The sequence below is a fragment of the Paraflavisolibacter caeni genome (genome assembly GCF_025628885.1).
Lineage (GTDB): Bacteria > Bacteroidota > Bacteroidia > Chitinophagales > Chitinophagaceae > Flavisolibacter > Flavisolibacter caeni.
The window spans coordinates 57,098-65,973 of sequence record NZ_JAOTIF010000032.1 but is presented as its reverse complement, the minus strand read 5'-3'; the positions used below and the strand labels follow the sequence as shown (position 1 = coordinate 65,973).

General features: G+C 41.5%; 8 protein-coding genes. 2 read left to right on the top strand and 6 right to left on the bottom strand.

Features of this window, described 5'->3' with window-relative positions:
- Positions 1-433: 433 nt before the first annotated feature.
- Positions 434-1,309, bottom strand: coding sequence for an IS3 family transposase (locus OCK74_RS24775; protein ID WP_279299797.1), 876 nt, complete (start codon positions 1,307-1,309; stop codon positions 434-436).
- Between the two features lie 23 nt (positions 1,310-1,332).
- Positions 1,333-1,719 (bottom strand): transposase, encoded by a 387-nt coding sequence (locus OCK74_RS24770; RefSeq protein ID WP_279299796.1) that lies wholly within the window; start codon positions 1,717-1,719, stop codon positions 1,333-1,335.
- A 512-nt stretch (positions 1,720-2,231) separates the two neighbouring features.
- Here OCK74_RS24770 and OCK74_RS24765 point away from each other — a divergent pair.
- Both OCK74_RS24765 and OCK74_RS24760 read left to right on the top strand, forming a co-directional pair.
- Positions 2,232-3,005 carry a hypothetical protein gene (locus OCK74_RS24765; RefSeq protein WP_279299795.1) on the top strand — a complete coding sequence of 258 codons (774 nt, stop codon included), beginning with the start codon at positions 2,232-2,234 and terminating at the stop codon, positions 3,003-3,005.
- Between the two features lie 190 nt (positions 3,006-3,195).
- Positions 3,196-3,990 (top strand): mechanosensitive ion channel family protein, encoded by a 795-nt coding sequence (locus OCK74_RS24760; protein ID WP_279299794.1) that lies wholly within the window; start codon positions 3,196-3,198, stop codon positions 3,988-3,990.
- A 32-nt stretch (positions 3,991-4,022) separates the two neighbouring features.
- On the opposite strand, the gene OCK74_RS24755 is transcribed toward OCK74_RS24760, so the two are convergent.
- The 4 genes from OCK74_RS24755 to OCK74_RS24740 all read right to left on the bottom strand — a co-directional run bounded on the left by OCK74_RS24755 (position 4,023) and on the right by OCK74_RS24740 (position 8,785).
- Positions 4,023-4,985, bottom strand: coding sequence for a sugar phosphate isomerase/epimerase family protein (locus OCK74_RS24755; protein WP_279299793.1), 963 nt, complete (start codon positions 4,983-4,985; stop codon positions 4,023-4,025).
- Positions 4,986-5,005: 20 nt separating this feature from the next.
- Positions 5,006-6,064, bottom strand: a complete 1,059-nt coding sequence (locus OCK74_RS24750; protein WP_279299792.1) for a class I fructose-bisphosphate aldolase — start codon at positions 6,062-6,064, stop codon at positions 5,006-5,008.
- A gap of 144 nt (positions 6,065-6,208) precedes the next feature.
- On the bottom strand, positions 6,209-7,276 hold the full coding sequence (fbaA, locus tag OCK74_RS24745) for a class II fructose-bisphosphate aldolase (RefSeq protein ID WP_279299791.1): 1,068 nt from the start codon (positions 7,274-7,276) through the stop codon (positions 6,209-6,211).
- Positions 7,277-7,429: 153 nt separating this feature from the next.
- A complete protein-coding gene (locus tag OCK74_RS24740) occupies positions 7,430-8,785 on the bottom strand; it encodes a pyridoxal-phosphate dependent enzyme (RefSeq protein WP_279299790.1) in 1,356 nt (451 codons plus the stop codon).
- Between the last annotated feature and the right edge of the window lie 91 nt (positions 8,786-8,876).

The following is an 8,876-nucleotide window of genomic DNA, read 5'->3' as shown; positions in this document are numbered from 1 at the left end:
CCTAAACAGGCTGGCATACAGCCGCCTAAAACACAAAATTAAAGTAAAAATCTCTTGACTTTTAACACAGAATCTCTATAATGTCTCTATAAGGTCTCTATAAAGTCTCTATAAGGTCCCTATAAGATGGGGATAGGAAAGTGTGTCGTCCTGAATTAGGTTGACACTTGTGGTTAGATAATCCTGTTTTGAGTTGTCATCATTTTTTTTGATCCTGTATTTAGTTTACGGGCAACTTCTTGATCTTGTATAACGCATAGCTCTACTAAAATTACCTACTTAACTTTACAGCATCAAGTGAAGCGGACTACAGCTCTGCTGAGGAGCAACTGTAGAAGGAATAACTTGATCCGATAGCGTAGCTCGCTAGTGGGTACCAGCTTCCTTCAGGGTGGCTGGTATTGTTTTCTACATACGCATTCGGTCCTATGCCTCAAAAAACCTTTGCTTCTAGTGGTTTGCTTTTCCATTTTTTCTGCAAGATGCCCCCCTCTGTTCCATGGGCCTGCTCAGGGGTTAAAAAGTACAGGCTGCCATGGGGCCATCGGCTGTTATAGGTGGCAATGGCCCGCTGCACTGCCTGTTGCGCCTGCTCATAGCTTTGAAAAATACGATTCAATAAAAACTCTGATTTTAAAATGCCATTCATCCTTTCTGCCAGTGCATTTTCATAAGGATCTCCTTTCCTGCTCATGGATATACTCACCCCTGCTTGCTCCAATAACTGCGTGTAGGCTTTACAGCAATACTGCAGCCCCCGGTCGGAGTGATGAATCAAGGTGCCTTTCTGCTGCCATCCACTTTCTCTTAGGGCCATGTGAAGAGCCAGCAATGGACCTTGTGCTGAAAGCGTGGGGTGAAGCTCAAAGCCCACGACCTTTCTGGAGTAGGCATCGGTAATGAGGCTTAAGTAAGCAAAGCCTTCTTTCACTTCCACATAGGTGATGTCACTGACCCAGAGTTGATTAGCTCCCCTCAGTTCCAGGGAGTCGGTCAAGTTGGGATACTTCTTGAAAGGATGATCCGAGTGGGTGGTGATCACCTTTCTTTTCCTGGGCCTGCGCACCAGCAGGCCCTGGTCCCGCAGCAAATCAAAGAGTTGGTCGCGGCCGATCTGGATGCCATGCTGGGGGAGCACACTTTCCAGCAAATACTTGAGTTTGCGGGTACCGACTCTGGGCATGGAGCTTCTGATCTCCTCCACGGCTTTAATGATAAGGGCCTGCTGTAGCACCAGTTGTTCTGCTGCCCTCTTTGCCTTGTAATAAGCCTGTCTGGTTTTACCAAACAGTCCGCAGATTACCTTCAAGCCATAATGGGGATAATACTGCTTCAGGCCTTCGACTGTTTGGTGCCAGGTTTTTTTCTGATATCCACATTGAGCTCCTGCTCTGCCTGGTCGATCATCAGTTCCAATCCACTGATCTTTAACTGGGCCAGTTGCAGGCCTTTGAGCAACTCCTGGTTTTGTTTTTGGAGGGCCTCCAGGGTCTTTTGTTCTTCTGGGGTCATGAGGGGAAGGGTTAAGGCTTCTGCGCTAAGTTCCAAAGAAAATCTGGCAATCCACTTTTTGAGTTGGGTGTGGCCTAGACCATACTTCAGGGCCAGTTGCTTCATACTTAAATCCGAGGTCTGGTATTCTCGGGCCACCACCCGCATAAAGGCCTGATCATAGAGGGACCTGCGGCCCCGTCTGCCTTTGTTGCCTTGTTGTTGCATAGTTGACAGTTTAATAGTGTCAACCTATTTCAGGACAAGACAATGTAAAATGTAGCATAGAAAAAATAACATTAAAACGGTGGTCCTTGGAAGTGAAAATGGAGTGGAGATGAAGTTGGATAAAGGGGGCAAGTGTTGGGGTGCGGTGGATCTGAAGGTAGGCACAAAGGAAATAGTGTTTGTTATATGGTTGAGCCAGATTGCGGCTACATTATGTACAAGTGTTTTATATTTTCATTTCATATGGGCCTATGTAACCAAATCATTTACCTTGTTTTGCTTAGAATTGAAATATCAGACATTTGACAACAATTATAAAATATATACCATAATTGCTTAATTATTTGGAACTTTGAGTTCTGTTTATGCACAAGAAATTTGGCTTTGATTATATAGAACCAGGAGTTCGTTCTTCATTAATACTGTGCAGTTAACTTCTTTAACAATTTCTTGGAAGCATAGAAAGTTTGTAGTTGTCTATTATATATTCCCTTAACCAACAAAGCCAGTTTATGAAACGAATTTTAATTCTTCTATTACCTGTATTTACAGGCATTATTTCCTATTCTCAAATTCAAACAGGGTATAGTTATTCAATGGCCATTCCAGTAGGCCGTTTGGCAGAAAATATCAATCTTACCCATAGTGCTGTCTTTGATGTTTTATATAAGTTTCATAGTGCCCCAAAACTGCGCACTGGAGTACAGTTTGGCTGGGGAACTTATGCACATAAGAAAGAGGATCAGCATTATGTATTCAGGGATGGTTCCACCACTGATGTGAAGGTGAATTTCAGCAGTAATGTATTTAATGGGCACCTTGTGGCTGCATATGATCTTTTGTCAAAAGGTGGCCTTATTCCTTATGTCACTGTCAAAACAGGGGTGAGTAAGTTCTATACAAAGATCTATATTCCTGATCCTAATGAGTCGGGTAACTGTCGGCCACTAGAAAATAAGAATGTATTTAAGGATGCTACCTGGTCTGCAGGTGGTGGTGCGGGTGCAAGGATGAATGCTAATAGTATCTTCAAGAAAAGTAAATCAAACAGGCTTTGGTTTGATTTTTCTGTTAATTATCTAACTGGTGGTAATGTAGAATACCTGAATGTTAAACATCTGGAACATGAGCATACTGATGGAACAGGACAAAATGCCAAGGATTTTAATGTCAGATTTGTGAATGTTACGACCAATGAGCTACATGAACATCATGTATCCAAAGTTTTAAACAGCCGTATTAACCAAATTGATATGAAGGTGGGTGCTGTTCTGAGTTTCAATTAATGTACTAAATTTTCTAACCAGGGTTGAGGAAAGGGTCGCTGCATCATCAATGCTGATGATGCATATTGAACAAAATTATGGGCGCTTCAATTGGGAGCGCCCATAATTTTGTCTATCCTATCCAAAAGAGATTGAAAGATTTACATAAATTTTATGTCTCAATGAAATTTGATGTTTTATTTTAGCCTTTATGAATTGGGAAAAATTTTATGACAAAGCTTATGGTTGGATACTGAATGTTGGTCCCAGGTTGATCATCGCCATAGTTGTATTTTTTATAGGTTTATGGCTCATCAGAATATTGAAGGGGGCTCTTTCAAGGCATATGCTCAGGCGTAATTTCGACGCATCATTACAGCCTTTCCTGGTAAGTCTTACGGTCACTGCATTGAATATTTTGCTGGTTATTACGATGATCCAGGTGATAGGTTTGCAGCTTTCCATTTTCACTACCATTATTGGTGCACTTGGTGTAGCTGCAGGTCTTGCTCTTTCAGGCACACTACAAAATTTTGCCAGTGGCGTATTGATCCTATTGCTAAAACCATTTGAAGTGGGCGACAGCATTATTGCCCAAGGCCATGAGGGAATAGTAAGTTCTATCCAGATATTTTTTACTATAATCAGGACACATACCAATACAACAGTTGTTATACCCAACAGCAAATTGTCGAACGAGGTGATCGTAAACTTAAGCCGTGAAGGGAAGAGGCGATTAGATATAGAGATGAAGTTTGGATTTGGTATTTCATTCGATGCGGTGAAACCGATTATTCAAAAGAGGATAGATGAAATTGATGCTATCCTGAAAGATCCTAACCCGAGATTTGGGGTTTCGACTGTAGAGCTGGATGGTTATAAGGTTATGATCAATTTATGGGTGCCTGCAAATGAATTTTTAAACGTCAAATTGAAGCTCCAGGAAATGGTGATCAATGATTTAAAAGATGCACAGTTAAAATTTCCGAGTAAGCCGAGTATTTAAACGTGGATTTGGACGAAAATGAAAGGGTGATATTATGCACCCTTATTTCTTATACCGTAACCAATCGTTGCTGCTACTTTTTCCAACAATGCTTTTGTTTTGCGGATGCCTTCTTCTTCACTTAATTGAGCACCTTCGTATTCGATACCAATGTAACCATTGAATCCAGCGGCTTTAATGATTTGCAACATCCTGGTATAATCTGTTTCAATACAATTACCGTTGGCGTCGAAGTCGTGGGTTTTTGCGCTATTTCCTTTTGCATAGGGCAACATTTCCTGCACGCCCTTGTACCGATCATACTCTTCAATACATTTGCCTGTATACAATGCGCCAGTTTCACGTTTCACACAGAAATTGCCAAAGTCCGGAAGTGTGCCTACATTCTTTTTATTCACAGCTTTCATGACTGAAGCCAGCCATTGGCCATCAGAGCTATAACTCCCATGATTTTCCACAATAATGTTGATGCCGACTTTTTCGCCATATTCACCAAGTCTGCTTAAACTCTCAATAGCAGCTTTTTGTACTTCTTCCCTGGAACCTACGCCGTAGGCATTGACCCGAATAGTAGCACAGCCCAGGTATTTAGCAGCATCCACCCATTTGTAATGGTTCTCAATTGCCTGTGCCCGTTTACCGCTTTCTGTTTCACCTAAGTCGCCCTCTCCATCAATCATAATCAGGTGGTTTTTTACCCCATTGTCTTTACAACGCTGCAGCAATTGGTTTAAGTAATTATTGTCCTTTGCCTTGTCTTTAAAAAATTGATTGACATATTCGACTGTACTTATTCCAAATTGTTTTTTTGCAACCTCCGGGAAGTCGAGGTTTGACATTTTGTTGCCCTGTAATGCCCTGTGCAAAGACCATTCGGCCAAGGAAATTTCAAAAGAGTTCTTATATAACTCCTTTGAAAGTAAATGTGGGGCAATTGTGATACCAGTAGCGAGTGCAGTGACATTTTTAATAAAATGGCGGCGAGTAGCAAGCATGATTGATGATTTTGGTGAATTTATGCAATGGTAATGCTTTCGTCAAGGTAAACATCCTGAATAGCTTGGAGCATTTCAACTCCCTCATTAAAAGGTCTTTGGAAGGCTTTGCGTCCCAGTATCAAACCCATGCCACCAGCGCGTTTGTTAATGACAGCAGTTTGTACGGCATCCTGTAAATCACTGGCGCCTTTACTTTCCCCACCACTATTGATCAGACCGACTCTACCGCTGTAGCAGTTTAATACCTGGTAACGGCACAGATCAATGGGATGGTCAGAAGTCAGTTTCTCATATACCAGTTTGTGTGTTTTACCGTGTTTGGTGGCCAAGTACCCCCCGTTGTTTGTAGGAATCTTTTGCTTGATAATGTCAGCCTGAAGGGTTACACCTAAATGGTTTGCCTGTCCTGTTAAGTCGGCAGAAGTATGGTAATCGACTCCATCCACCTTGAATGCGTTATTACGGGTATAACACCATAATATGGTGACCATTCCCAATTCATGAGCATATTCAAAAGCTTCAGCTATTTCTTTCAACTGACGTGCACTCTCTGGTGCGCCCCAGTAAATTGTAGCACCGATGGAGGCAGCGCCCATATTCCATGCACTTTTTATTGTCCCAAAAAGTGTTTGGTCATACCGATTGGGATAACTTAGAAATTCATTGTGGTTGATCTTTACCACAAATGGAATTTTATGAGCATACTTCCGGCTCATAATACCCAAAACTCCATAGGTTGAAGCTACCGCATTACAACCCCCTTCTATGGCCAATTTGATGATATTTTCCGGATCGAAATATATTGGGTTAGGAGCAAAGGCAGATCCTCCGCTATGTTCAATACCCTGGTCTACCGGAAAAATGCTACAATAACCTGTGCCAGACAGGCGGCCATGGTTCAAAATACTTTGGAATGAGCGTAGCACCTGGTTGTTGCGATTACTGTTGATCCAAATGTCATCAACATGTGTTGGAGAAGGTAGATGAAGGTCTTCTTTCGGGATGGTACGGCAGGTGTGTTGCAATAGGTGTTCTGCATTTTCACCTAAAAGTTCAATAGTTCTTGTTGTTGTCATACTTGGTTAAGGTTAAGAAAGATAAAATGATATCCAAAGATAAAAATATCGTGAAACGGAAGAAATATTGACGAGCAATAAACGATTCTATTCATAAAAAAACCGCTCGAGGTGAGCGGTTTTTTTATGAAAAATATTTAAATATCAGGCATTTCTGTTGACGCAGTTCAGGTCTTCAAAAGCAACTTCCAGGCGTTTTACGAAGTTCTCTTCACCTTTGCGCAGCCAAATGCGGGGATCGTAGTGTTTCTTGTTTGGCTTGTCAACACCTTCAGGATTACCCAATTGTCCTTGCAGGAAGTCTTCATACTTTTTATAGTTGTTCAAAATACCTTCCCAGAAAGCCCATTGTAAATCAGTGTCGATGTTCATTTTGATAGCACCGTAGCTAATTGCTTCCCTAATCTGATGCTGAGGAGAGCCGCTGCCACCATGGAATACAAAGAACACAGGCTTTTCACTAGTTCCAAAGTGCTGTTTGATATACTCCTGGCTATTTTTTAAGATATCAGGTCTCAGCGTCACATTACCCGGGCTGTACACACCATGTACGTTACCAAAAGCAGCAGCAATGGTAAAGAGATTACCTACCTGCTTTAAGTGCTCATAAGCATAAGCCACTTCTTTCGGTTGGGTGTATAGTCTTTCGTTCTCAATCCCCGTATTATCCACACCATCTTCTTCACCTCCAGTCACACCCAGTTCGATTTCAATACCCATACCCATTGGAGCCATGCGCTTATAGAATTCTACTGAAGTTTCAATGTTTTCTTCAATGGGTTCTTCTGACAGGTCCAACATATGAGAAGAGAACAAAGGCTGTCCTTTTTCTTTAAAGAATTGTTGCCCGGCATCGATCAGACCACTTATCCAGGGGAGCCACTTTTTGGCAGCATGGTCGGTGTGCAGCACCACAGGGACGCCATAATATTTAGCAACATTATGAATGTGTAAAGCTCCGGATATACCGCCGGCAATATTGCCCTGCAGATGGTCATTAGGCATACCCTTACCAGCAATGAATTGTGCTCCGCCATTGGAGAACTGAATAATTACTGGAGAGTTTACTTTGGCTGCAGTTTCCAGGGTAGCGTTAATCGTATTGGTGCCAATGGTATTTACTGCTGGGAGTGCAAACCCATTTTCTTTGGCATCTTTATAGAGCGCTTCCAACTCTTCGCCAAATAAAACACCGGATCGGTATTTTTTCATGTTAATAGAAAAATTTAGTGATTAACAATCGTAAAGAATTGATTTCTTTATTTTTTACGATTGCGAAGATAATTGATTCTTTTTTTGAGTCTGATTGAATTTCATCAAATAGTACCAGTACCAGAAAAGCCTGGTTGAAGGATAGTTTTTGGTTTAAGCAAGAGTTTGAATGATGTCGTATTTGGTTACAATTTGGAAAGTGCCTGTTTCATCCTTTGCGAGTACCGCGCCATTTTCTTTATTGATCAAGGTTCTAAGTTTTTCCAGGGTTGTATCATAAGATACAATTGGAAAGGAACGCTCTAATATATTTTTCACTTTCTCATTCCTGATATCCGGATTATCAAAAACTTTTTGAAACAGTCCATTTTCACTAATGGCACCGATTAGTTCATCATTTTCGGTTACGGGAATATGTTCAATGTCAAACTGCTTCATCATATTCACAGCTTCAGCGACTGTTTGGTCACTACTTATTGTTATCGTGCGTTGCAATCCCCGTGCGCTTACAATGTCTTTGAATGTCTTTACTTCCAGATAGCCACGTTCAGCCATCCATTGGTCATTATATACTTTAGCAACATACCGGCTGCCATGATCGTGTAATATGCACACAACCAAATCACCTTTCTTTAGCTTACTTTTTAGTTGCAGTAAACCCTGAATACAACTTCCGGCACTGTAACCGCAAAAAAGGGCTTCTTCGCGTGCCAGTTTACGTGTCATGACCGCACCGTCTTTATCAGTAACCTGTTCGAAATGGTCAATAACGCTCATGTCATAATTCTGAGGAACAAAGTCTTCACCAAAGCCCTCAGAAACGTAAGGGTGTACTTCGTTCAGGTCTACTTCACCAGTGCGGAAATATTTCGTTAATAATGAACCATAGACATCAATAGCCCATATTTGGATATCAGGATTTTTTTCTTTCAGGTACATTGCTGTGCCCGTAACAGTGCCGCCTGTTCCTGCAGTGACAACTAGGTGGGTGATCTTACCATCTGTTTGGTTCCATATCTCTGGTCCAGTGCTTTCATAATGCGCCTGTCTATTTGCAAGGTTATCATACTGGTTCATGAGGAAGGAATTCGGAATTTCTTTTTCCAGTCTTGCAGCGACAGAGTAATAACTGTGTGGGTCTTCGGGTTCTACATTTGTTGGACAAATAATAACTTCAGCACCCAATGCACGTAAAATGTCTGTTTTTGATTGAGATTGTTTATCTGTAGTGGTGAAAATGCATTTATAGCCTTTTACAACGGCAGCCATTGCCAATCCCATGCCTGTATTGCCGGAAGTGCATTCAATGATGGTTCCGCCTGGCTTTAGTTTTCCATCCTTTTCTGCAACTTCCAGCATTTTTACCGCCATTCGATCTTTGATGGAGTTACCAGGATTGAAATATTCCACTTTAGCATAAACATCGCAGGGCAGGTCTTTAGTAATCTTATTCAGTCGAACTAAGGGTGTATTTCCGATGGTCTCTAATATATTGTTTTTTACATCCATGTCTTTGGTTTCACGCGAGTAAAGATAAATATGAAAGTTATGCAAAGGCTTCCGAGGCATCTAATTGATTCAATTTGGTGGCCTCCCTATA

Coding starts and splice junctions, on each gene's coding strand:
- OCK74_RS24750 (WP_279299792.1), bottom strand. CDS start 6,064: ATGACAACAACAAGAACTATTGAACTTTTAGGTGAAAATGCAGAACAC.
- OCK74_RS24765 (WP_279299795.1), top strand. CDS start 2,232: ATGAAACGAATTTTAATTCTTCTATTACCTGTATTTACAGGCATTATT.
- OCK74_RS24740 (WP_279299790.1), bottom strand. CDS start 8,785: ATGGATGTAAAAAACAATATATTAGAGACCATCGGAAATACACCCTTA.
- fbaA (WP_279299791.1), bottom strand. CDS start 7,276: ATGAAAAAATACCGATCCGGTGTTTTATTTGGCGAAGAGTTGGAAGCG.
- OCK74_RS24770 (WP_279299796.1), bottom strand. CDS start 1,719: ATGCAACAACAAGGCAACAAAGGCAGACGGGGCCGCAGGTCCCTCTAT.
- OCK74_RS24755 (WP_279299793.1), bottom strand. CDS start 4,985: ATGCTTGCTACTCGCCGCCATTTTATTAAAAATGTCACTGCACTCGCT.
- OCK74_RS24760 (WP_279299794.1), top strand. CDS start 3,196: ATGAATTGGGAAAAATTTTATGACAAAGCTTATGGTTGGATACTGAAT.